Below are 22,314 nucleotides of genomic sequence, written 5' to 3' on the forward strand. Positions count from 1 at the left end.
AGCGCCGCTTGCGGCGCGTCTCGAGACGATGCTGCGCATCGCTCGGAGAACCATGAGGCCCGCATCGTCCACAGCCTCCAAACAGTTATATGCGATAGCCCTGACGACGCCCGAGGGTAGCTGAGACCTTCAATCGGTCGGCGTGAACTCGGTTGCCTGCACGATCGCTTTCCAGCGCTCGGATTCGGATGTGATGAGCCGGGCGAAGTCGGCGAGGGGAATTGCGTCGATCTCGACGAACTGTTTTGCCATGCCGGCTTTGACCTCGTCGGTGCGCAAGGCCGCCTGGATCGAGCCATTGAGCCTTTCGACTGTTACCGCCGGGGTCTTTGCCGGCACGAAAAACCCAAACCATGTAAGGTCCTGAAGCGAGGGATAACCGGCTTCGGCCATCGTGGGCACATCGGGAAGAAACGCGCTGCGGCGTGGACCGGTGGTCGCCAGCGCACGAAGCTCTCCGGACTGGACCAGGCCAACGGAACTGCCGAGCGGCATGATGGCCGAGGCGATCTCGCCTTTCACGAGATCCTGTATCGCGGCCCTGCCTTGATAGGGCACGTGGAGATACTCGAACCGCGCAGTGCGGCCCAGCATCGCCCCGATGAAGTGCAGCGTCGATCCAGCACCCGCCGTGCCGTAGGTCGCCTGCGTCGGATTGGCGCGGCACCATGTGATGAATTCAGCCAGCGTCTTTACCTCGCGCGGCACCTTCGGACCCACCGTCAGCAATGTCGGGAATGAGGCGACGGTCGAGACCGGAATAAAATCACGCGGCTCGTATCTGAGCGTCTTGTAGACGTGAGGAAACAGCGTCAAGAAGCCAAGCGGCGCCAGCAGAAGGACGGATCCATCGGGAGCGGCCGCCTTCACGGCCTCCACCGCGACGCGCCCGCTCGCACCTGGCCGGGTCTCGACCACGATCGACGCCGCATAATCCTTCATCTGATCGGCAACGAGCCTCGCCACGGCATCGGGAAGCCCGGGCGTAAAGCCTGTCAGTATATGCGCGGTCTTCAGGCTCGGCTCGGCGATGCTGTGCGGCACGAGACCGGCGGCGGAGAAAGCAATGCCGGCGCCTGACATTGCCAGCATTTCGCGGCGCGTCATCACTATCCAGGCCATCGGATCCTCCGCGTCTGAAACGACTGGGTCAAGAGGATGCTTGAGGCGGGCATATCCGTCCAATGCTAGTATGTGAGGGTTTCATAACTGTTTTGATAAGGATCGGACATGCAATCCATTGAGCGAGCCCGGCGCCGCATCAAGCTGCGCGATCTCCATATCCTGCTCGTCGTGGCGCAACGGGGCAGCATGGCAAAGGCCGCGGCAGAATTGGCGATTTCTCAGCCTGCGGTCTCGAGAGCGATCGCGGACATGGAGCATGCACTCGGGCTTCGGCTTCTCGACCGCGGCCGCAACGGCATCGAGCCCACGCCGTATGGGCGCGCCCTCGTCAAGCGCGGCACAGCGATTTTCGACGAGCTGATGCAAGGGCTGGAAGAACTCGAATTTCTTGCCGATCCAACCATCGGACAGCTCCGCATCGGTAGTTCGGAAAGCGTTGCGGCTGGCCTGCTTCCAGCAGTCATCGATCGCTTCACGCGGCGCCATCCAGGCATCCGCCTGAATGTCGCGCAGATGGTGCTTGGCACGACGCATTACAGCGAACTGCGCGAGCGGAGTATCGATCTGTTGCTGGGTTGGATCCCGACGCCGTTCGCCGAGGAAGATCTGGCGGTGGAGCCCGTGCTGATTGACCCACGGGTTGTGGTTGTGGGGCAGCGAAGCAAATGGACGCGATGTTCCAAGGTCAGCCTGGCCGATCTTGCCGATGAAGCCTGGATCCTGCCGCCGCCGGACACGTTTCCAGGCTCCGCCACGGCTGATCTGTTTCGCGAAAGCGGATTGAGCATGCCTCGCACGCCCGTCACGACGCTGTCGCTTCACCTTTGCTGCAGGCTCGCTGCGACCGGGAACTTCGTCACCTTGCTTCCAAGCTCGATTGTGCAGTTCAGCGGCCGCGATCTGTCGCTGAAGAGACTTCCGGTCAAGCTGCCGCGAGCATCGGCTGTGTCGGCGGCCATTGTAACGCTGAAGAACCGCACGTTGAGCCCGGCTGCCGAGATATTCGTCGCGTGCGTTCGCGATGTCGCGAAGTCGATGGCAGGCAAATCGACGGCCCACACGCAATGAGCTGCACGTCGGTGTAATAGATGAAGCTCTAGAGCATCGGTTCCGACTGGATCAGAACCGTTGCCCTAGATTCTGGTCTTGACGCGTTTTCTTCACGCGAACCGGTGTCCACTTCGCTCAAAAACGCGCTCTAGCGGAACATGCCGCGCAGGTTTTGCGCGAGATCGAACAGCGCGCGATTACGCTTGACCAGCCGCTTGGCGCTGACGACGCCGGACATGGCGCTTGCAGCTGGCCTGCCGCGCCAGGAGAGCGGAATGAAGCTGTCGAAGATTAGCTCGTCGCTCTTGCAGAACAGCCGCTTGTATTCATCCGAGCCGATGCCGAGGTCGATGGCGCGGTAGTTCAGCGCGGCATAGTGATCGATGATGTTGCGCATCAGGATGAGGCCGGGGCTGAACTTGGCGCTGGCAGACATCGTGTAGGTGTTGAACATCATCGAGAAGCGATGGCCGTCGGCGACGCCGGCGAAGATCGCGATCACCTCGTCGTCGCATTCGAGCGCGTGGATGTCGATGACGCGGCCGCCGCCGGGAAGCCCGGTGAGGCAGGCGGAGCGGATGAAATCCTCGACGCCCGGCTCGGCAAAGACGTTGGGCAGCTTTTGTTCGGCCATGCGCTGCGGCTTGACGCGGAAGAACCAGTTCAGGACTCGTGTGACATCGGCGTCCGTGGCGGCGATCTGATAGCGATAGCCGGCTAGCTGCTGCAGCTTGCGTTCCTTGCCCTTCAATCGCCGCCGGAACGAATTGCTGATGAGGGTGGTGCGGTCGGCGCCGGGCTCGATGGCGAGCACGGGACAGTCGTTGACCGAGGATTGGTGCCGCAGCAGGGCCAGCGGGTTGGGCAGATCGCGCCAGTTGAGCGGCTGCTGCTGCAAGGCGAGCACGTCGGCCGCGCCGCGTGCCGCGATCGCCGACACCATGGTCCTGAGATCGGCGGCCGTGGCGCCCGCGGCGAAGTCGCGGTCCCACAGCGCCATGTTGAAGGTCGCATGCTTGCCGCCCATGAATTTAGCACAGCGCACGCCGAGCGCGCTTTCGAGCGTCAGCGGCAGCACGAACAACGGCCGGCGTTCGTCATCATGGCCGATCACGATGAATGGGGCGACGCCCTCGCGTGCGCCGACCTGCCGCTGCCAGGCGGCGAGAAAATCAAAGCGCTGGTACGGCGTGCAGAATTGCTTTTCGAAGGCACGCCATGTCGGTTCGGCGGCTTCGAGATCGCGAATGATCTCGACACCGGCGACGCGGCTTGTTTTCGACCACGCTTCCAACTCCGCCGTTCGTGCTTCGATCGCGGCAGCCATGGTCATTGCCGAGTCCGGTATTAATCGATTGTTTACAATTCCGCTCGGGCGACCTTCGCAGGGAAATGTCAACAAAGAGTAATAACAATCATTAGACGGCGCCTGGGAACCGCCGGATCGGGGGGCGGGACGTGGTGTCGGAAATCACTTTCTTGAAGCGGGCACAGATGGAGCTCGCTTACTTCTCTGGCTATGCGCGGTTGCGGCAACGGCAGGCCGGCGGGGCCGGCGCCATCCTGCGCTTCGAGCGCGTGCGTGCGCGCCGTCGGGACCGGTTTCAGCCGCTGGCCTCGCGCGAGATCACCCCTCGGTTCCTGGATCGCACGATCCGGGCGCTGAGGCGCTGGAACTACGATATCGTTTCGATCGACGAAGCCTGCCGCCGTGCCGTCACCTTGCCGCTGCCGCGCCGCTTTGCCTGCCTGACGTTCGACGGCGGCTACAAGGATCTGGCGACGAACGCCTATCCGGTGCTGTCGAAGTATGGCGTGCCCTTCGCCATCTACCTGCCGAGTGCGTTTCCGGATGGGCTGGGGGAGGCGTGGTGGCTGGCGCTCAAGAAGATCATCGCGCGGGAGAGCCGCATCAGCCTCGTGATCGAGCGCAAGGAATTGCATTTTTCGGTTTCCGATGTCGCCGAGAAATACGAGCTCTACGACTTCCTGGCGAAATGGATGCGGACGCTGGCGCTGCCGGATCTCTCCGTCGCAATCAACGATCTCTGCAAGCGCTACGGCGTCGATCTGGCTGCGCTTTCGCGCGGCGCCTCCATGGACTGGAGCGATCTCACGATGCTCGCCTCCGATCCCAATGTCACGATCGGCAGCGCGACCGTGAACTATCCGGCGCTGTCGAACCTGCGCGATGTCGATGCAAAGCGCGAGACGGCGATGGGCAAGGCGGTGCTCGAGGCCGGCATCCGCCGCGAGGTCAGGCATTTTGCCTATCCGTTCGGAGACCGCGAGAGCTTTCGCCGTCAGCACGTGCTGGTGGCGGGCGAGGCCGGTTTTGACAGCGCGGTGTCGAGCATCGGAGGAATCGTGGAAGCGCAGGCGCGCACCAACCTGCACGCGTTGCCGCGGGTGTCCTGGGACGGACGGCGGCGCTCGCTGCGCATGTTGCGGGTGTTGCTGTCAGGCGTAATGTTTCCGAGGCCGCGCGTGCAGATCTAGAGCGTCTTCGGGCGAAGTGGATACCGGTTCGCGTGAAGAAAACGCGCCAAACAAGAATCTAGAGCTGCGGTTCTCAGAACCGAAGCTCTAGGCGCGGTCGGGCCGCGACATCCAGGCCACGATCGGCATCGCCGGCAGCACCCAGCCGAGCCCGGCCACGACATAGAAAATCGCCTGCAGCAAGCCCGAATTGGCGAGCCAAGGCGTCTGCGCGACCGTCATGCCGAGCAGCGACCACACCACCACCAGCATCAGCAGGAAGATGGTTCCAAGCAGCTTGCGGGTGCGTATATTCATGGCCGGTTGATCGATAACTCGTGAGGCAAAGCGCGCCTTGCGCCTGCGAGGAGGCGGACTATAAGGGGCGCGCCAATCCGATCAAGCAGGACCGATGACCGCACGTTCCGCCCCCGAGCCCTCCCAAAATGCTCACCTTCGCTGGTGGCTGCTTTCGGTCGCAGCCCTGATCGCGATCATGGTGCTGGTCGGCGGGGCCACCCGGCTCACCGAATCCGGGCTTTCGATCGTGGAATGGAAGCCGGTCACCGGCACGCTGCCGCCGCTGACCGAGGCGCAATGGGCGGAAGCCTTCGAGGGCTACAAGAAGATCCCGCAATATCGCGAGCTCAATGCCGGGATGACGCTCGCTGAGTTCGAGACGATCTACTGGTGGGAATGGAGCCATCGCCTGCTCGGGCGCGTGATCGGGATCGCCTATCTGCTGCCGTTCCTCTATTTCCTGTGGCGCGGCGCCGTCACCGACGGCGAATTGAAGCGGCGGCTCTGGCTGATCTTCGGGCTCGGCGCGTTGCAGGGGGCGGTGGGCTGGTGGATGGTCGCTTCAGGCCTCTCCGAGAAGGTCGAGGTCTCGCAATATCGCCTCGCTGTCCATCTGATACTGGCGCTGCTGATCTATTCGGCGATCGTCTGGACGCTGCGGCGGCATTCCGCCCGGCCGCCAAAGCCGGCGCCGCTCCGGCTGAAGATCACCGCTTTGCTGCTGCTGGCGCTGACCTTCCTGCAGCTCTATTTCGGCGCGCTGGTCGCGGGCCTGCGCGCGGGAAAGGTCTACAACACCTGGCCAGAGATCGATGGCGCTTTCATTCCATCCGCGGGGCGTCTGTTCTTCGAGCAGCCCTGGTGGCGCAACCTGTTCGACAATACGCTGACGGTGCAGTTCGAGCACCGCATGACTGCTTACGCGCTACTGGCGCTGGCGATCCTGCATGCGATCGACACTATCCGTTCGCGCGCAAGCGGCGAGACTATCGCCGGCGCCTGGTGGCTGGTGGCGGCGATCACGCTACAGGCGACGCTCGGGATCCTGACGCTCTTGAACCAGGTGCCGATCGATCTCGCGCTCATGCACCAGGCCGTGGCGATCGTGGTGCTCACGCTGGCGGTCCTGCAGGTCGAGCGGCTGCTGCCGCGACGCCGCGAAGTGGGACGGCCAAAGCTTGCCGTGCCGGTCAGTCAACCCGGTTGAGTTGAACTATTCTAATCTATCAGCGCTGCAAGAAGTGCCCGTTTTGCGCGGGTTTTTTGCGTAGCCCGGCCGTTGACGAAATCGTGCGGCCCGACATCGCTTTACTTGATAATCCCTGGCGATAGAACGAGCGAAGAATGGGTTCGCTCATGTCGTCTGCATTCATTCAGGCCGCCGTCATTCTGCTGCGCGAAGGATTAGAGGCGATGCTGGTGATCGCCGCGCTCGCCGGCTACCTGTCGAAGGTTGGCGCCGGTCATCGCATCCGGGCGCTCTATGGCGGCGCGCTGGCTGCGGTCGGCGCCAGCATCATCGCGGCCTGGCTGTTCGCGGTGCTGAATTCGGGCGAGCACAGCGACATCCTCGAGGGCGTCATCATCCTCTTTGCCGCGAGCCTCATGCTCTATGTCAGCGGCTGGCTGATGGTGAAGCAGGACCCGCAGGGCTGGAAAGAATATCTCGCGCACAAGGCCGACACGGCGCTGGCGCAGGACACGGTGTGGGCGGTCGGCGCGCTCGCTTTCCTCGCGGTGTTCCGCGAGGGCGCCGAGACCGTGCTGTTCATCAACGCGCTGGCCACTACGGAAGGCGGCTGGAGCGCAGGCCTGTTTGCCGGCCTCGGCGCCGCCACCATTGCGCTTGCGGTGCTGTTCTATTTCATCAACCTGATCGCCCAGAAGATTCCGCTGCGGCCGTTGTTCATCCTGACCTCGGCTTTCCTGTTCGTGATGGCGATCAAGTTCATCGGCGAGGCCGTGCAGGAATTCCAGGAGCAGGCTCTGCTGCCGTTCACGGAACTGAAGAGCCTGTCCTGGATCGCCGATCTCGGCCTGAACCCGACGCTGGAAGCGCTGTCGCTGCAGCTCCTCGTGATCCTGTTCGCGCTCGGGACCTATTCGGTGTTCCAGCGCAACAGTCGCCTGACGCGCCAGAGCAAGGCGTCGACCAGCGCAGCAGCTGAATAATCTCACACGCCATCGATCCAGCCCGAAGATCGCGCGCCGCCGGTTCCGCCGCGCTGCGAATGGCCGCGAAAGGGGGCCGCTCCGACCTTTCGCGGTATCAAAACACCATGTGACATTTTTTTCTCGTTTGTATTGCGGATTCCGCGTCGCTGAAGTGTCTGTAGAAGAGGGGCATCTTGGGGCGGTGCATGCAGATGACTGAGAACGAGGAGGCTCGGCGCGCGCTTGAGCCTCAGGGGGTGATTGCACGTGAAATCCTTATCCCCGACGCCGATGTGGCAGAGGACGGCGATTTGGTCGCCACCGTCGTCGATTTCGTGAATTGGGCGATTGGCCCGGCCCACCTGGTCTCCGGCGAGATCGTCGCGGAGGCATTCTGGAGCTATCACGCCGACTATTATCTGGCCCAGGTCAACAACGGCGGCCATGGCCAGTTTGCCCATAACGGTGGAATGAGCGAGCAGACGCTCGACAATTGTCGCCGCGGGCTCGTCGCGATGGGCGCAAAGGATTACGTCGCGATCTTCGACGAGTTCATGGCCATCATGGAGGGCGATCCGCGTCGGGCAAAAGCCATACAGGATGGCAGCGGTTTTGGGAAAATCGATCCCGCGATCGAACTGCTCGACAAACGCTTTTTTGCGCTCGGCGACATGACCAAGCTCAACGCAGCCTGGCTGCGCACGCTGCCGGCCCTGCGATCGCTGCCAAACGATCGGCTCACGGCCGAGCGCGAAGCGGTCATTGTGCGCAATTCCCTGCTTGTTGCCCGCCAGGACTATCTGCGGCGGACCAAAGCGCGTTTCAGCGCCTCTGACCCGATCCAGGTGGCAGCGCGTGCGACCTGCGCGCAGGAGCGCATCGCCTTCGAAGGCGTGAATGCGGGCCTACCGGTGGGCGATGGTCAGATCGCCTGGACCCTGAGTACGTCGGCCGGCTCGCGCATGCTTGTGATGGGACATGGCATCGCCGTGCTGCGGGACAACGGGTCGCTGCGCGGCCAGTATTTCTTCGAAACGCGCGATACCTATCCTGCACCCGTCGGGGACGGCGAAATGCGCCGGGCGCTGATCGATGCAACGTCGCGTGATATTCGCGAGCGGATGAGATCGGCTGCGGGCGAGAGGACATCGGCATCGCCAGCGCAGTCCCGTGAGACGATATTGGCGAACTTTTTGTCACCTGCATTCAATGCCTTCTGGGGCAGCTTCACGGCCGGATCGAAGCGGATCAACACGGCGATCACCTGTCCCTATGTCGGGCACAATCCCTCTCTCGTGAGCTACGTTCCGCGCGCCTCGTCTCCGCTGCTGGCGGCTACCGAGGAGCATTCCCTGATCCGGCTCATTATGGCCAATGCGCTGTGGGATTCGTTCCTGGCTGCCGATTCCTTCAACGATTCGATGCTTGAGGAGCCCGATCGCGCCGCGGCCCTGTTGATCAATCTCGGAGCCGCCGCCACGGTTGCGGCGACCAGCCTGCGCGTGCTCGATACGGATCGCATCGCGGCGCTTGCCGTACTTGCGCCCGGCGATTTCGAGCGGGAGCAATACAACGTCCGATTCCAGCTACTCGAGATCGCGCGCTGGTGGTTCAGTTTCGTGCCCAAGGCGGCAGCCGCGTTCGCAGAAACAAGTTTTGCGCAGCGGTCGTGGATGTTCAACAACGTCTGCTTCAACCACGCGCAGGCGCTCGCGGAAGCGCTCCGCCCCTCGGTGACATCAGATTTGACCGAAGCGCTGGTCTATTTCGATCGGGAATATCCGTCGATGGCAATTCCGTCCATGGAAGCGACCTATGATCTGGCGCTCAAGACATGCACCTCATATTTCGCGAGGTCCGAGCGCCACGCCAAGGCATGGGCAAACGTCGTCGCTGAAACGCGCCATATGATTATGAGCGCCAATCCCTACGATGAGGCGACGGTATTCGTGGTTACGCCCGACATTGTGCAGGTTCGCACCTCCGAAAAGCTGGTCGGTCTGATCGGGGTTGTTGAGAACGAGGTCAGGGCGCGGCAGGTTTTCTACTATCGCAAGGAAGGCGCGCGGGCAGCTCTTTGACAGAGTGCCCGAAACGCAGCCTCATCACCCGCTAGAGATAATCCAGCCCGATATCGAGGGCGGCCGAGGAGTGCGTGACCCAGCCGACGGAAATGAGGTCGACGCCGGTCGCCGCGATCGCGGGCGCAGTGGTGGCCGTGATGCGGCCCGATGCTTCCGTGATAACCTTGCCGCGCGTCATCGTCACGGCCTGCCTGAGATCGTCGATCGTCATGTTGTCGAGCAGGACCGCGTCGATCGCGAGCGCCAGAGCTTCTTCGAGCTGCGCCAGCGTGTCGACTTCGACCTCGACTTTGACGAGATGGCCGACATGCGCCTTGGCACGCTCGATCGCGGTGCGGATGTTGCCGGCAAGCGCGATGTGGTTGTCCTTGATCAGCACGGCATCGTCGAGGCCGAAGCGGTGATTGCTACCGCCGCCGGCGCGCACCGCGTATTTTTCCAATGCGCGCAGGCCGGGCGTGGTCTTGCGAGTGCAGACGATCTGCGCGCGCGTGCCTTTCACGGCAGTAACCAGCGACGCCGTTGCCGTTGCGACGCCGCTGAGGTGGCAAAGGAAATTGAGTGCGGTCCGCTCGCCCGTCAGCAGCGCGCGCGCCGGGCCGTTGATGGTCGCGATCGTGTCGCCGGGCGCGACGACGCTGCCATCGGGCCGTTCGATCTCGATTCGGATCGCTGGTGATATCGTTTGAAAGGCGCAGCGCGCCACATCGAGGCCGGCGACGACGCCCGGCTGGCGTGCCCGCAACGCGAGCGAAGCGCGCTGGTCGGCGGCCACGATCGCGTCCGCCGTGATGTCGCCGGCACGGCCGAGATCCTCAAGCAGCGCGGTTCGCACCAGGGGTTCGTACATCAGGGGCAGAAGGGGATTGAGTGTCACGACTGAGCGCTCCTGATCGGCAGTTCGGATTCGATGATCTCGCCGGCGATACTGAGTGCACCTGCGAGGGTGAAAGTGGAGGGCACGCCCTTGGGCAACGTGTCCGGAAAGTCGGTGCGGTAGTGGCCGCCGCGGCTTTCCTCGCGCCTTGACGCTGCGACGGCGATCATCAATCCGACCAGCGCCGGATCGGCGGCGGAGCCGCTCCCCCTGGCCATCGGATAGAGATTGCGAATGGCGCGCTCGATCGAGGGCCGATCACGAAGCACGCCGAGGGCCTGCGAGACGAACGGCCGCACCGTCGATGGATCTGATGCAGGCGGGAGCGCGGTCGGCGTGCGCAGAGGAGCGGCACCGCTAGCCACGCCATTGACGCTCTCGGCGACCCATTGCGCAGAGACGATGGCTTCCATCAGCGAATTGCTAGCGAGCCGATTGGCGCCGTGCAGGCCGGTGCGGCTGACCTCGCCGCAGGCCCACAAGCCCGTCACCGTGCTGCGGCCTTCGCCATCAACGGCAATGCCGCCCATGTGATAATGCGCCGCCGGACGGACCGGGATCGGATCGTCGGCCGGATCGATACCGGCCATCTTGCAGAACGCGCTGATGACGGGATAGCGCTGCGCGAAATTCTTGCCTGGATGCTGCCGTGCATCGAGGAAGACGCGGTGTCCCTCGGCGCGGCGGCGCCAGACCGCGCGCGCCACGATGTCGCGCGGCGCGAGCTCGGCGCCCGGTTCGTTCGCCATGAAACGCTGCCCGGTCTCGTCGATCAGGATCGCGCCATCGCCGCGGATCGCTTCGGTCAGCAGTGGCATCGGTCGCGACGGCCCGTCGAAAGCGGTGGGGTGAAACTGGATGAATTCGAGATCGGAGAGGACGGCGCCGGCACGGCCGGCGAGCGCCAGCCCCTGGCCGAAACAGCCCATCGGATTGGTGCTGTCCTGGAACAGGCCGCCGATGCCCCCGGTCGCCAGCACGACGCGGTTAGTCGGGATGACGAGCGAGCCACGCTCGTTTGCAGCAAGCACGCCCTCGACTGCGTTGTCCCCGACGATGAGTTGGCGCGCCTCAAAACCCTCGATCAGCGTAATCGACGGGCAGCGCCGCACGGCGGCGATCAGTGCGCGCATGATCTCGCGCCCGGTGCCGTCGCCGGTGGCGTGAACGATCCGCTTGCGGCTGTGCGCGGCTTCGAGTCCAAGCTGCCAGCTCCCGTCTGGCCTGCGATCAAAGCCGACGCCGAGCCGCGCGAGACGCTCGACGGCAGCGGGCGCGGCATCCACGATGCGGCTAGCGGCTTCTTCGTCGCAAAGGTCGGCGCCGGCGGCGATGGTGTCCTGCAGATGCAGGGCAGGGGTGTCGTCGTCACCGACCGCCGCTGCGAGCCCGCCTTGCGCCCACATGCTGGAGGCCTCCGCCCCGAGCGGCGATTTCGACAGCAGCACGACCGGTGCGGGCGCAAGCTGCAGGGCCGTCATCAATCCAGCGGCGCCGCCGCCAATGATCACCGGTTGCCCGGCCAAGGCCGAAACATCCAAGCTCATAGCGCCAGCATCCTTTCGACGGAGCGCCGCGCGTGCTCAGCGATCTCAGGATCGATCGTGACCTCGTGCTCGTTGGTCTCGAGCGCGTGGCGGATGTTCTTCAGCGTGATCCGCTTCATGTGCGGGCAGAGATTGCAGGGGCGGATGAACTCGACGTCGGGATGGAGCACCGCGACGTTGTCGCTCATCGAGCATTCCGTCAGCAGCACCACGCGTGCCGGATGCTCCTTGCCGACAAAGCCGGACATGGCTGCGGTGGAGCCCGAGAAATCGGCCTCAGCCACCACCTCGGGCGGACATTCCGGATGCGCCAGGATGGTGACGCCGGGATGATTCTCGCGAAGCTGCCGCACATCCTCGGCATTGAAGAGCTCGTGCACTTCGCAATGACCCTTCCAGGCCGTGATCTTCACCTTGGTCTGCGCGGCGATGTTCTGCGCCAGATATTCGTCCGGCAGCATGATGACATGCTCGACGCCGAGCAATTGCACCACAGCGAGTGCATTGCCTGAGGTGCAGCAGATGTCGGACTCCGCCTTCACCGCGGCCGAGGTGTTGACATAGGTGACGATGGGGGCGCCCGGATAGCGCTCGCGCATCAGCCGTACATCGGCCGCCGTGATGGACTCCGCGAGCGAACAGCCGGCCTTGAGGTCGGGGATCAGCACCGTCTTCTCGGGATTGAGCAGCTTTGCCGTCTCCGCCATGAAGTGCACGCCGGCGAGCACGATGACGTCGGCATCGACCTTGGTCGCCTCGCGCGCGAGCGCGAGGCTGTCGCCGACGATGTCGGCGACGCCATGGAAGATTTCCGGCGTCTGATAATTGTGCGCCAGCACCACCGCATTGCGCGTGCGCTTGAGTTCTAGGATGGCGTCGACATCATCGGCGAAGGTCGCCCATTCGAATTCCGGGATCACCCGTTTGACGCGGTCATAGAGCGGCGCGGTGCGCGCGAGCGCACCGGATGAGATTGCAGCCATTTATGCTCCCCTTGAGTATATTTCACATTATACTTATCCTGAGCATAATGGAAGTCAAGAGCGTGAGAGCGGGAGCTTGGTGCCGGCGACGGCCCGTTCGGCCACAATGCCGTGACGGAAGCGGAATAGCTTGGCGGGGCGGCCGACCGTCTCGGCGGCCATTGCGCCTGTCTCTTCAACGAGTTCCTGCTGCTCGATCAGGCGCCGAAAATTCTGTTTGTGCACAGTGCGGCCTGCAAGGGCCTCAACACTGCGTTGCAGTTGTAGCAGGGTGAATTCGGCCGGCATCAGCTCGAAGACGACCGGCCGGTATTTGATCTTGGCACGCAGCCGCGCGATGCCGGTGGCCAGAATGCGGCGATGATCCGAGATCATGGCGCGGCCGGGTACGACGGCATCCCCGGTGCCCTTGGCACGAACTGCTTCGGGGATCAGGGAGGCCTCATAGAGCAGCTCATAGCGCTGCAGCACCAGTTCCTCGTTCCAGGTGCGGTCGTCGAGGCCGAAGGTGATGGCGGCGCGCTGCCAGCGCGCTTTCTGCACGGAGGTACTCTCCGCCGATTTGGCCCAGGCCCGCAGCTTCGGCGCCACGATCTTTGCAATCAGGGGCGGGGTGCCGGCGCGATGGTCTTCCCACGGGAAGTATTCATACCAGCCGGACCAGTGGCCCTCCGAGCCTTCTCTGACTTGGTCCTCGCGGGTCAGGCCGAGATAGCTGATCGAGATGCGATGCGGCGCTCTGGCGTCGCCGGTGCGTCCGTGATCGGCGAAGGTATAGAGCTGCTCGACATAGCCGAGCGGGTGTCCGGTCTGCGCCTCGACCCAGGCCCGCAGGCCGGTCTGCAGCGAGCGGTGCCCGAACTGGAACGGACCGCTCGGCAGCGCGGTCGCATTCGCGATCGTCATGATCTTCGGCTCGCTCTCGGTCACCGCGACCAGGACGGCGACGAGGTCGGCGGCGATCGCGTCGATCGATGTTTCGGCTTTTCGCGATGCCTTTGCCACGCGGGCGTCCTGTCGCGGCTAGCAATAGCCGTAAACGCCGCAGGCGTACGGCAGGCGGTTCCAGTAGGGACCGCCGTGATAGGGGCCCCCATAATACGGACCGTCATAGCTGTAGGAGAAGTGATTGCCGTAATAGCCGGGCAGGGTCGACGAACCCGGCAGGATCGGCTCGCCACTGACGAATGGCACGTAAGGGATCACGGCCGCAGGCATGAACAGCACGTCCGGATCCTGTTCGACTACGACGATCTGGCGGCCACGGCGGATATAGGGGGCTGATGTCACTGACGTTCGGTATTTGTAGTGCGCGCGCGGCAGGCCGGGCGGCAGTTGGCGGGCGGCGCGGTAGGCCGCGCGCTTGGTTGCAACCGGGCCGTCGGCGGCAACGGCGGCATCAATCGCAAGCAGGGCGATCGAAGAGAACAATATCGAGCGTAGCATCGTCGTCTCCGAATCGAGAGGGCGACAGAATGCCATCTTATAGCGGAATGACCGTTAATGAGAGGCTCGCGACATCAGACCAGCGCCTTCACCGTCATGGCCAGGCTTGACCCGGCCATCCACGTCCTCTTGTTCGCCACTTCCAAGAACGTGGATGCCCGGGACGAGCCCGGGCATGACGAAGAGAACTTGGCGCGTTCCGCACGGGGACCTTAAGCCCGCAGCGCCTGGTCGAGGTCGGCGATCAGGTCGTCCTTGTCCTCGATGCCGATAGAGAGCCGGACCACGTCGGGGGCGGCGCCGGACTTGATCTTCGCGGCGTCGTCGAGCTGGCTGTGGGTGGTGGAGGCCGGGTGGATCACCAGCGAGCGGGTGTCGCCGACATTGGCGAGGTGCGAGAACAACCTGAGGTTCGACACCAAATTGACGCCGGCGTCATAGCCGCCCTTGAGGCTGAAGGTGAACACGGCGCCCGCGCCCTTCGGCGCATATTTGCGCGCGAGATTGTTGTACTTGTCGCCGGAGAGCCCGGCGTAATTCACCGACGCCACCGCGGGATGGCCGGCCAGGAATTCCGCGATCGCTTTGGCGTTGTCGCAATGCTTCTGCATGCGGAGCGGCAGCGTCTCGATGCCGGTCAGGATCATGAAGGCGTTGAACGGTGACAGCGCCGGGCCGAGATCGCGCAAGCCGAGCACGCGGCAGGCGATCGCGAAGGCGAAATTGCCAAAGGTCTCCTGGATCTTGATGCCGTGATACTCCGGACGCGGCTCGCTCAGCATCGGATATTTGTTGTCCTTCGACCAGTCGAAGGTGCCGGCATCGACGATGATGCCGCCGAGCGAGTTGCCGTGGCCGCCCAGGAACTTGGTCAGCGAGTGCACGACGATGTCGGCGCCGTGGTCGATCGGCTTGATCAGATACGGCGTTGCCAGCGTGTTGTCGACGATCAGCGGCACGCCGGCCTTGCGCGCCACCGCGGCGATCGCCTCGATATCGGTGATGCTGCCGGAGGGATTTGCGATCGATTCGATGAAGATCGCCTTGGTGTGCGGCGTCACCGCGCGCTCGAAGCTTTCGATCTCGTCCGGATCGGCCCAGGCGACGTTCCAGCCGAAGCTCTTGAAGGCATGGGTGAACTGGTTGATCGAGCCGCCATAGAGTTTTCGCGCGGCGATGATCTCGTCGCCCGGCTTCATCAACTGCTGCAGCACCACGACCTGCGCGGCGTGTCCCGATGCGACCGCGAGTGCGGCAGTGCCGCCTTCGAGTGCGGCGACGCGCTCCTCCAGCACCGCATTGGTCGGGTTGCCGATGCGGGTATAGATGTTGCCGAACGACTGCAGGCCGAACAATGAGGCCGCATGGTCGGCGTCGTTGAACACGAATGACGTCGTCTGATAGATCGGCGTCGCCCGCGCGCCGGTGGTGGGATCGGGCTGCGCACCGGCATGCACGGCGAGGGTCGAAAATCCCGGAAGGCGATCGGTCATTCTGAGTGTCCTGTGTTGGATCGGAAATGAAATGCGCGGCATGCTGATGGCAGCAACGACGGCCGTCAAGGCGAGTTGCGAGCCGTATGCGCGTTGGGAACAGCGTGCTTCGTTATGACGCGATGTCGAAACATTTGTTTCGCCGTTGCGTCACGTCGTCTCGGTCTTGTTCTTTGCGGCACGATCGGATGCGGCGGTTTCGCCGCCGCCGACGCTCATCCGATTCAGCGACAGCCGCATGCCCTGCGTCGGCATCGGCGCACGCTTGGAGCTGAGCGTCCGCGAATTGACGCCCATCCAGGAAATCTCTGATGACAGGCGGCCATATTCGATTTTCGGGCAGCGGTTCATGACGACCTTGATGCCGACAGCTTCGGCCTTTGCGGCGGCCGCATCGTCGCGTGCGCCGAGCTGCATCCAGATCACCTTCGGCAAGGGCGACAGCCTGAGCGCCTCCTCGACAACCGGCATGATGTGGCTGGAGTTGCGAAAGATGTCGACCATGTCGATCGGGCGTCCGATGTCGGCGAGCGACGCGACGAAGGGCTTGCCGAGCAGGCTCTTGCCGACATGGCCGGGATTGACCGGGATCATGTCGTAGCCGCGCTCCGCCAGATATTTAAAGGCGAAATAGCTCGGCCGCACATTGACCGGCGAAGCGCCGACCATCGCAATCGACTTCACGCTGTTGAGAATGCCGCGGATGTAGTTATCGGGGTAGCTGTCGTGGTTCATCTCTAGTCTTTATGTCAGCTGCGTCATTGCGAGGAGCGAAGCGACGAAGCAATCCATGCTTCAGCAAGCGGATGGATGGATTGCTTCGCTTCGCTCGCAATGACGGGAAACTATCTATCCTGCCATTTCGGTTCGCGCTTCTCGATGAAGGCACCGATACCTTCCTCGGCGTCGCGCGCCATCATGTTTTCGGTCATCACCTCGGCGGCGTAGCGATAGGCGTCCGCGAGTGTCATCTCGGCCTGGCGGTAGAATGCCTCCTTGCCGAGCTTGACAGTGTAGGCGGATTTCAGCGCCACTTTTTGCGCCAGCGCAATCGCGGCCTCGCGTTCGGTGCCGGCAGGCACGACGCGGTTGATGAGGCCGATGGTCTGCGCGGTCGCGGCCGAGATCGGCTCGCCGGTCAGCAGCATCTCCATGGCCTGCTTGCGCGGAACGTTGCGCGACAGCGCCACCATCGGCGTTGAGCAGAACAGGCCGATATCGACGCCGGGCGTCGCGAAGGTCGCAGTCTCAGAGGCGACCGCTAGATCGCAGCTTGCGACAAGCTGGCAGCCGGCGGCGGTCGCAATCCCCTGGACGGAAGCGACCACAGGCTTCGGCAGGCGCACGACCGCCTGCATCATCGCGCTGCAGGCATTCATGATCTCTGCGAAATAGGCGCGGCCCCGATCGGCATCGCTGCGGCGCGCGGTGAGTTCCTTCATGTCATGGCCGGCCGAGAAGGCGGGGCCGTTGGCGGCAATGACCACGCCGCGCACGACTGGATCGTCATGAATTGCCTTCAGCGCGCCATGCAGCTCGGCGATCAGGCCTTCGGAGAGGCTGTTGCGCGCGGCGGGACGGTTGAGCGTCAGCACGGCGATGCTGCCGACCTGCTCGCGCAGGAGGATCGGCGATTGCGGCGCGACGGCACGGGCTGCTTGGGGCATCTCCAGATTTCCACTAAGGCTTTTTGTCAATTAAGGCTTGGCTACAACTTAATGTAACACGCTGACTGAATCGAGGGTGGGGACGGCATGGCGCTGGCGAAAATGAGCGTGGCTGAAGTGGAGAGGTTCCTCCGCGAGGAGTTTCCGCAGGCGTTCAGCGGGAACGACATCATCATCGAGAGCGCCGACGGCGAGACCTGTCTCTTGCGCCAGCGCTACAGCGAGCGGATGCTGCGGCCGGGCGGCACCGTGTCGGGCCCGACGCTGATGGCGCTGGCCGATTTCGCGATGTATGTGGTGCTGCTGTCGGCGATCGGCCCGGTGGGTCTGGCGGTCACCACCAATCTCAACATCAATTTCCTCCGCAAGGGGCAGCCGGGGCGGGACGTGCTGGCGGCGGCGAGGCTGCTGAAGCTGGGCAAGCGGCTGGCGGTCGGGGAGGTCAACCTGCTTTCGGGCGATTCGGCGGATCCGATTGCGCATGTGACGGCGACCTATTCCATTCCAAATAAATAGAGTTTCTGAAGGTATTATTACACCTTATTTATAAGCCATTGTTTTGACTAAGATAAATCGCGCCAATTGGCGTTGACGAATTTCGTTCGCTTCTCTAGAAAGCCGCCAGTCCGGCGCGGCAGTCTTGCGCCGAAAACTCCTTTCCACGGACAGCTCACATGAAAACCTTTTCGGCCAAGCCCGCCGAGGTGCAGAAGAAGTGGGTCGTGATCGACGCCAAGGGTGTGGTGGTCGGCCGGCTCGCCACCATGGTCGCGATGCGCCTGCGCGGCAAGCACCTGCCCACCTACACGCCGCATGTCGATTGCGGCGACAACGTCATCATCATCAACGCCGCTCACGTGGTGCTGACCGGTCGCAAGCGCGACCAGAAGGTCTACTACAAACACACCGGCTATATCGGTGGCATCAAGGAGCGCAGCGCGAAGCAGATCCTCGAGGGTCGCTTCCCGGAGCGCGTGGTCGAGAAGGCCATTGAGCGCATGATCCCGCGCGGTCCGCTCGGCCGCATGCAGATGGGCAATCTGCGCGTCTATCCCGGCGCCGAGCATCCGCATGAAGCGCAAAACCCCGAGAAAATCGATTTCGCCTCGCAGAACCGCAAGAACATGAGGGCCGCATAAGATGTCCGATACCATGCAGTCTCTCGATCAGCTTGCGCAGCTGAAGCCGGCGGCTCCCGATGCGCCGAAATATGTGAAGAAGATCGACAAGTACGGCCGCGCTTATGCCACCGGCAAGCGCAAGGACGCGGTTGCCCGCGTCTGGGTCAAGCCGGGCTCCGGCAAGATCTCCGTCAACACCCGAGACGTCGAAGTCTATTTCGCCCGTCCGGTGCTGCGGATGATGATCCAGCAGCCGCTGGTCGCCGCCGCCCGCGCCGGCCAGTATGACGTGATCTGCACGGTCACCGGCGGCGGCCTGTCCGGCCAGGCCGGTGCGGTGCGCCACGGTCTCTCCAAGGCGCTGACCAATTTCGAGCCGGAATTGCGCGGCGTCCTGAAGAAGGGCGGCTTCCTGACCCGCGACTCGCGCACGGTCGAGCGCAAGAAGTACGGCCGCGCCAAGGCGCGCAAGTCGTTCCAGTTCTCGAAGCGCTAACCGCTTCACTGCAATTTGCACCAATTGCGAAGGGGCGCCGCGAGGCGCCCTTTTTGCTGCGCCTTTGCGCATCAATTGTCGCAGTTTTTCCCGAAAACTTTTGTGTGCACGCAAACGGATTGCCAACGCGCCACGCATAGCCTGAGCAGCATTAACGGCGCGCAATCCTTTTCGGATCGCGCCCTTGAGATCGTGGCATCACACGCTTTCATCGCACGCACCAGGCAGGGCTCATGTCGTTCGATACTTCGACGCTTTATCTGTTTGCCACCATGGTGGCCGGAATGCTCGGCGCCATGTTGTTGTTCTTCGGCAATCAAGAGAAGATTCCGGCGTTGAAGTGGTGGGGCAGCGCGTATCTGCTCGGTGCTGCTGCGGTCGCGGCATCGACCATCGCGGGCTCGATGCTGGGCGAAATTGCTTCGCTGGCGCTGAATGCGGTGGGCTTCATCGCCTGCGGCATGGTGTGGAACGCGGCACGCGTGTTTCATGGCCGCAAGCCGAATGTCGCCGGTCTCGGGCTCGGCGCGATCGCCTGGGTCGGCGCCGCGCTGACCTTGCCGCCTGAGCTGCCCACGCTGAAGCTGACCATCGGCGCCGCGATCATCGCGATCTACGCATGCCTCACGGCAGCCGAATTGTGGAGCGAGCGGCGGCGCGCGACCCAAAGGCGATGGCCCGCACTCGCGGTGCCCGTGCTGCACGGCTGCGTGCTGCTGCTGCCGATCCTGGTCGGCAATTTCCTGCGCCCGCATGATGCGGCGTTCGGCGACAGCACCTGGGTGACGGTATTCGCTGTCGAACTCATCCTCTATGCGATCGGCACCGTCTTCGTGATCTTCATGCTGGTATCGGACCGCAAGGTGACCGCGCACAAGACGGCGGCCTCGATGGATCCTCTGACCGGCATGTTCAACCGCCGTGGCTTTGCCGAGGCCTGCACGCGGGTAATCGAACGCGAGGCAAGCGCCGGCCGGCCGGTGACGGTGATGATCTTCGACATCGACCACTTCAAATCGATCAACGACCGTTTCGGCCATCCCGCCGGCGACGAGATCCTGAAATTGTTCTCGGCCGTCGTCGTCAACAACCTCCGCATCAGCGATCTCTCCGGCCGCATTGGCGGCGAAGAATTCGCGGCGCTGCTGCCGTGCTCGCTGGAGGAGGGCGTGCTCGCCGCCGAGCGCGTGCGCGAGTGCTTCCAGGCCTCCGGCATCGTCTGCGACGAGGGGGCGGTCGACACCACCGTCAGCATCGGCGTTGCGGGTGGACCGGCAGGCACCGAGCTCGAGGTGCTGCTGGCGGCCGCCGATACCGCGCTCTACCAAGCCAAGCGCGGCGGCCGTAACCGCGTCGAGGCCGCGGAAGAGTTGCCGCTGTCGCTGGAGAACTGGCGGCGCAAGACCGCCGGTCTCGCACCGCAGGCGCGCGAGACGCCGATCGCGGCGTGAGAGCGATTTGAGCGATGTTGGTAGGATTCCATTTACCATTCGATTCCTATGATCCGGGCCATGGAATCGACCCGCCTTCACAATGCCCAATCCGCCCTGCTGTCGCTCGAAGCCGCCGCCACCACCGCCCGCGGCGGGTTCGCCTGTCTGTTCTCGAGCTCGGCTGAATACGAGACCGCGCTGATCGCCGAGCGGCGCGCCCAAGGCCGCTACGGCCGCCCGCGCAGCCCTTGGCCGATGCTGATGTTTCTGGGCATCACGTTGATGGTCCTCGGCACGGTGCTCGTGTTCAATTAGGTAACGGGAACATCCCGTATCGGTGAGGGCGCCGCGAGGCGCCTTTTTCTTTTCCACAAGCTGGGCTAGAGACGGGCCCTTTCCAGGGAGAAGCCCAATGGTCACCGAAATTGCACTCATCGACGTCAAGCCCGGCAGCGAGAAGGATTTCGAAGCTGCGGTGGAGAAGGCGCGGCCGCTGTTTCTGCGCGCCAAGGGCGGCAAGGGGTTCGAATTGCACAAGTCGATCGAGAAGCCCTCGCGCTACCGGCTGGTTGCGAAGTGGGAGACGCTGGAGAACCACACCGTCGATTTCCGCGGCTCGGAAGACTTCGCCGCCTGGCGGGCGCTGGTCGGGCCGTTCTTTGCCGCGCCGCCGGAGGTCGAGCATACCGAGATCGTCGTGACGGCCTGAGGCTCCTCACGCCGCCGCAGGCGGCTCCTCGGCCTTGAAGTGGTCGAGCACCACCTTGGCGATAGCCATCAGGGGGAGCGCAAGCGCGAGCCCCCAGACGCCGAACACCACCCCGAGCAGGATCTGGAACGCAAACAGCGTGGCAGGCGGAATATCGAGCGCCTGCCGCTGGATGATCGGGGTCAGCACGTAGCTCTCCATGGCGTGCACGCCAAGGAACAGCAGGAAGGCGGAGAGCGCCGCGATCCAGCCCGAGGCAAGGCTCGCGAGCACCACGATCAATCCCGCGAGGATCGCGCCCACCGTCGGAATGAAAGCGAGCAGGCCGGCCTGGATACCCAGGATGAACGAGCTCTGGATGCCGACGATCGAGAGCCCGATCCAGGTAACGAAGAACACCGCGCCCATGGTGATGATCTGGGCGATCAGCCAGCGCTCCAGTGTGTCCCCGATACGGTCGACGATGATGGTGGCCTGCTCGCGGTGCCGGGCCGGCATCACGAACAATAGCCCGGCGCGGTAGATGCTGGGCTGGGCGGCGAAGGCAAGCCCGAGAAACAGCACGATGAAGAAGTTGCCGACCGCGCTGACAGTGCCGAGCAGCACCTTCAAGGTCTGGCTGATAATCGCGCCGCCGCTGGAGGCGAGCGCGCCGGCGCTCGGAAGACTATGGGTCGCCGCGGCGCCCGGGGTCGTCGGCGTCGACGAGTCCGTCGGTGCGGAGGCTTGGTTGCTGAAGTCGAGATAGCTGGTGTCGATGCCGTGGCTCTCGAGGAAGGACTTCACGTTGACCAGTTGCGACTTGATGGTGTCGCTGAGCGCGGAGGCCTGCTCGGCGATAGTCGCTCCGCCGAGAAAGACGACGCCCGACAATAGCGCCGCCAGCGCCAGGCAGACGATGGTCAGCCGAAGCGCATGGGGCAGCTTAACTCCGTGGCCGAGCAGGTTGGTGAGGGCGTTGAGCGCGACGCCGAGCAGGACCCCGGCGAAGATCAGGAACAGCGTCGCCGCGTAATGCCAGGCGAGCGCCAAGAGCGCCGCGAACAGCACGATGCCGATGCCGCCGACGCTGATCGCCCACGCCAGATCGTTGCGGGCCTGCAGGTGGTCGCCGCCGGGTAGCCTCACGTTGATTCCTTCGCGCATCGATTGATCTCACCTTGTCGCCAAAATCCCGTCGGGATCAAGCCGTGTGCCGGTTTGCCGCTGCCCGTCGGGCAGGCCTTCCCACGGGATAGGGGCAGGCCGCCCGGGCCAGCCTGCGGGGCCGCGTTCGTCCCTTGACCCCGCCGCGCCTGCGTCTCGTGCCAATGTGCTCCGCCAGCATAATATGTTGATCCATGATCCAGTC

The 22,314-nt window shown here is 63.7% G+C and carries 23 protein-coding genes; 11 read left to right on the forward strand and 12 right to left on the reverse strand.

Annotation, left to right across the window (positions count from 1 at the left end; translation table 11 throughout):
• Positions 1-129 precede the first annotated feature (129 nt).
• Positions 130-1,122: a Bug family tripartite tricarboxylate transporter substrate binding protein gene (locus tag AC5ZG5_RS08430; protein WP_456642303.1), complete on the reverse strand. Its 993-nt coding sequence runs from the start codon at positions 1,120-1,122 to the stop codon at positions 130-132.
• Positions 1,123-1,230: 108 nt separating this feature from the next.
• Here AC5ZG5_RS08430 and AC5ZG5_RS08435 point away from each other — a divergent pair, with 108 nt between their 5' ends.
• Positions 1,231-2,193, forward strand: coding sequence for a LysR family transcriptional regulator (locus AC5ZG5_RS08435; RefSeq protein WP_456642304.1), 963 nt, complete (start codon positions 1,231-1,233; stop codon positions 2,191-2,193).
• A gap of 130 nt (positions 2,194-2,323) precedes the next feature.
• Here the strand turns inward: AC5ZG5_RS08435 and AC5ZG5_RS08440 are convergent, their stop codons facing one another.
• Complete coding sequence (locus AC5ZG5_RS08440; protein WP_456642305.1) at positions 2,324-3,508, reverse strand: GNAT family N-acetyltransferase; 1,185 nt, start codon at positions 3,506-3,508, stop codon at positions 2,324-2,326.
• Between the two features lie 125 nt (positions 3,509-3,633).
• Here AC5ZG5_RS08440 and AC5ZG5_RS08445 point away from each other — a divergent pair, with 125 nt between their 5' ends.
• Entirely contained in the window at positions 3,634-4,674 is a 1,041-nt protein-coding gene (locus AC5ZG5_RS08445; protein WP_456642306.1) for a polysaccharide deacetylase family protein, read from the forward strand.
• Positions 4,675-4,761: 87 nt separating this feature from the next.
• Here the strand turns inward: AC5ZG5_RS08445 and AC5ZG5_RS08450 are convergent, their stop codons facing one another.
• The gene (locus AC5ZG5_RS08450; RefSeq protein ID WP_028162849.1) at positions 4,762-4,971 is read right to left on the reverse strand and encodes a DUF2842 domain-containing protein; all 210 of its coding nucleotides are present in this window, start codon (positions 4,969-4,971) and stop codon (positions 4,762-4,764) included.
• Between the two features lie 94 nt (positions 4,972-5,065).
• On the opposite strand from AC5ZG5_RS08450, the gene AC5ZG5_RS08455 reads away from it, so the two are divergent.
• From AC5ZG5_RS08455 to AC5ZG5_RS08465, 3 genes are all read left to right on the forward strand, one after another.
• Complete coding sequence (locus AC5ZG5_RS08455) at positions 5,066-6,160, forward strand: COX15/CtaA family protein (protein WP_456642307.1); 1,095 nt, start codon at positions 5,066-5,068, stop codon at positions 6,158-6,160.
• A 149-nt stretch (positions 6,161-6,309) separates the two neighbouring features.
• On the forward strand, positions 6,310-7,125 hold the full coding sequence (locus AC5ZG5_RS08460; RefSeq protein ID WP_456642308.1) for an FTR1 family iron permease: 816 nt from the start codon (positions 6,310-6,312) through the stop codon (positions 7,123-7,125).
• Between the two features lie 194 nt (positions 7,126-7,319).
• On the forward strand, positions 7,320-9,188 hold the full coding sequence (locus AC5ZG5_RS08465) for a DMP19 family protein (RefSeq protein ID WP_456642309.1): 1,869 nt from the start codon (positions 7,320-7,322) through the stop codon (positions 9,186-9,188).
• Positions 9,189-9,219: 31 nt separating this feature from the next.
• On the opposite strand, the gene nadC is transcribed toward AC5ZG5_RS08465, so the two are convergent.
• From nadC to AC5ZG5_RS08505, 8 genes are all read right to left on the reverse strand, one after another.
• Positions 9,220-10,068: a carboxylating nicotinate-nucleotide diphosphorylase gene (gene nadC / locus AC5ZG5_RS08470; RefSeq protein ID WP_456642310.1), complete on the reverse strand. Its 849-nt coding sequence runs from the start codon at positions 10,066-10,068 to the stop codon at positions 9,220-9,222.
• Entirely contained in the window at positions 10,065-11,615 is a 1,551-nt protein-coding gene (locus AC5ZG5_RS08475; protein ID WP_456642311.1) for an L-aspartate oxidase, read from the reverse strand. Before AC5ZG5_RS08475 ends, nadC begins: the two co-directional genes overlap by 4 nt.
• Complete coding sequence (gene nadA, locus AC5ZG5_RS08480; RefSeq protein ID WP_456642312.1) at positions 11,612-12,598, reverse strand: quinolinate synthase NadA; 987 nt, start codon at positions 12,596-12,598, stop codon at positions 11,612-11,614. The genes AC5ZG5_RS08475 and nadA overlap by 4 nt, the downstream gene beginning before the upstream one ends.
• Positions 12,599-12,652: 54 nt before the next feature.
• Positions 12,653-13,603 carry an NUDIX hydrolase gene (locus AC5ZG5_RS08485; RefSeq protein ID WP_130228810.1) on the reverse strand — a complete coding sequence of 317 codons (951 nt, stop codon included), beginning with the start codon at positions 13,601-13,603 and terminating at the stop codon, positions 12,653-12,655.
• 18 nt (positions 13,604-13,621) lie between these two features.
• A complete protein-coding gene (locus AC5ZG5_RS08490; RefSeq protein WP_456642313.1) occupies positions 13,622-14,044 on the reverse strand; it encodes a hypothetical protein in 423 nt (140 codons plus the stop codon).
• A gap of 212 nt (positions 14,045-14,256) precedes the next feature.
• A complete protein-coding gene (locus AC5ZG5_RS08495; protein ID WP_028162840.1) occupies positions 14,257-15,537 on the reverse strand; it encodes an O-acetylhomoserine aminocarboxypropyltransferase in 1,281 nt (426 codons plus the stop codon).
• 150 nt (positions 15,538-15,687) lie between these two features.
• Positions 15,688-16,272, reverse strand: coding sequence for a CoA-binding protein (locus AC5ZG5_RS08500; RefSeq protein WP_028162839.1), 585 nt, complete (start codon positions 16,270-16,272; stop codon positions 15,688-15,690).
• A gap of 110 nt (positions 16,273-16,382) precedes the next feature.
• Positions 16,383-17,204 carry an enoyl-CoA hydratase gene (locus AC5ZG5_RS08505; RefSeq protein WP_456642314.1) on the reverse strand — a complete coding sequence of 274 codons (822 nt, stop codon included), beginning with the start codon at positions 17,202-17,204 and terminating at the stop codon, positions 16,383-16,385.
• Between the two features lie 87 nt (positions 17,205-17,291).
• Here AC5ZG5_RS08505 and AC5ZG5_RS08510 point away from each other — a divergent pair, with 87 nt between their 5' ends.
• The 6 genes from AC5ZG5_RS08510 to AC5ZG5_RS08535 all read left to right on the forward strand — a co-directional run bounded on the left by AC5ZG5_RS08510 (position 17,292) and on the right by AC5ZG5_RS08535 (position 20,963).
• Positions 17,292-17,720, forward strand: a complete 429-nt coding sequence (locus tag AC5ZG5_RS08510; protein WP_130228815.1) for a PaaI family thioesterase — start codon at positions 17,292-17,294, stop codon at positions 17,718-17,720.
• Between the two features lie 158 nt (positions 17,721-17,878).
• Positions 17,879-18,343, forward strand: a complete 465-nt coding sequence (rplM, locus tag AC5ZG5_RS08515; RefSeq protein WP_028162836.1) for a 50S ribosomal protein L13 — start codon at positions 17,879-17,881, stop codon at positions 18,341-18,343.
• A 1-nt stretch (position 18,344) separates the two neighbouring features.
• A complete protein-coding gene (rpsI, locus tag AC5ZG5_RS08520) occupies positions 18,345-18,821 on the forward strand; it encodes a 30S ribosomal protein S9 (RefSeq protein ID WP_028162835.1) in 477 nt (158 codons plus the stop codon).
• 233 nt (positions 18,822-19,054) lie between these two features.
• Complete coding sequence (locus AC5ZG5_RS08525; RefSeq protein WP_456642315.1) at positions 19,055-20,272, forward strand: GGDEF domain-containing protein; 1,218 nt, start codon at positions 19,055-19,057, stop codon at positions 20,270-20,272.
• Between the two features lie 60 nt (positions 20,273-20,332).
• Positions 20,333-20,569 (forward strand): hypothetical protein, encoded by a 237-nt coding sequence (locus AC5ZG5_RS08530; protein WP_028162833.1) that lies wholly within the window; start codon positions 20,333-20,335, stop codon positions 20,567-20,569.
• A gap of 97 nt (positions 20,570-20,666) precedes the next feature.
• The gene (locus AC5ZG5_RS08535) at positions 20,667-20,963 is read left to right on the forward strand and encodes an antibiotic biosynthesis monooxygenase family protein (RefSeq protein ID WP_028162832.1); all 297 of its coding nucleotides are present in this window, start codon (positions 20,667-20,669) and stop codon (positions 20,961-20,963) included.
• A 6-nt stretch (positions 20,964-20,969) separates the two neighbouring features.
• Here AC5ZG5_RS08535 and AC5ZG5_RS08540 read toward each other — a convergent pair whose 3' ends face one another.
• The gene (locus AC5ZG5_RS08540) at positions 20,970-22,109 is read right to left on the reverse strand and encodes an AI-2E family transporter (protein WP_456642316.1); all 1,140 of its coding nucleotides are present in this window, start codon (positions 22,107-22,109) and stop codon (positions 20,970-20,972) included.
• Positions 22,110-22,314: the final 205 nt, after the last annotated feature.

Source organism: Bradyrhizobium sp. Ses1, from assembly GCF_059512365.1.